Annotated in this window: 1 pseudogene; it reads right to left on the bottom strand. The window is 43.6% G+C overall.

The annotated features are described in order from the left end of the window. Positions 1-93 precede the first annotated feature (93 nt). Positions 94-909: pseudogene (locus QKE30_RS10785) on the bottom strand (APH(3')-I family aminoglycoside O-phosphotransferase). Positions 910-996 lie beyond the last annotated feature (87 nt).

Raw genomic sequence — 996 nt, forward strand, 5'->3', positions numbered from 1 at the left:
CCGTCCGGATACTGCCAGATATCGGCGTCCAGGGAGATGTCCTGAAGCGCGGTGTCCGGAATTTCAGGTTTGTGTCTCTACAAAGACTAACTATCAGAAAAACTCATCGAGCATCAAATGAAACTGCAATTTATTCATATCAGGATTATCAATACCATATTTTTGAAAAAGCCGTTTCTGTAATGAAGGAGAAAACTCACCGAGGCAGTTCCATAGGATGGCAAGATCCTGGTATCGGTCTGCGATTCCGACTCGTCCAACATCAATACAACCTATTAATTTCCCCTCGTCAAAAATAAGGTTATCAAGTGAGAAATCACCATGAGTGACGACTGAATCCGGTGAGAATGGCAAAAGCTTATGCATTTCTTTCCAGACTTGTTCAACAGGCCAGCCATTACGCTCGTCATCAAAATCACTAGCATCAACCAAACCGTTATTCATTCGTGATTGCGCCTGAGCGAGACGAAATACGCGATCGCTGTTAAAAGGACAATTACAAACAGGAATCGAATGCAACCGGCGCAGGAACACTGCCAGCGCATCAACAATATTTTCACCTGAATCAGGATATTCTTCTAATACCTGGAATGCTGTTTTCCCGGGGATCGCAGTGGTGAGTAACCATGCATCATCAGGAGTACGGATAAAATGCTTGATGGTCGGAAGAGGCATAAATGCCGTCAGCCAGTTTAGTCTGACCATCTCATCTGTAACATCATTGGCAACGCTACCTTTGCCATGTTTCAGAAACAACTCTGGCGCATTGGGCTTCCCATACAATCGATAGATTGTCGCACCTGATTACCCGACATTATCGCGAGCCCATCTATACCCATATAAATCAGCATCCAGGTTGGAATTTAATCGCGGCCTCGAGCAAGACGTTTCCCGTTGAATATGGCTCATAACACCCCTTGTATTACTGTTTATGTAAGCAGACAGTTTTATTGTTCATGATGATATATTTTTATCTTGTGCAATATAACATGGGTT

This window comes from Corynebacterium sp. c24Ua_83, assembly GCF_039907245.1.
In the GTDB taxonomy this organism is placed as follows: domain Bacteria; phylum Actinomycetota; class Actinomycetes; order Mycobacteriales; family Mycobacteriaceae; genus Corynebacterium.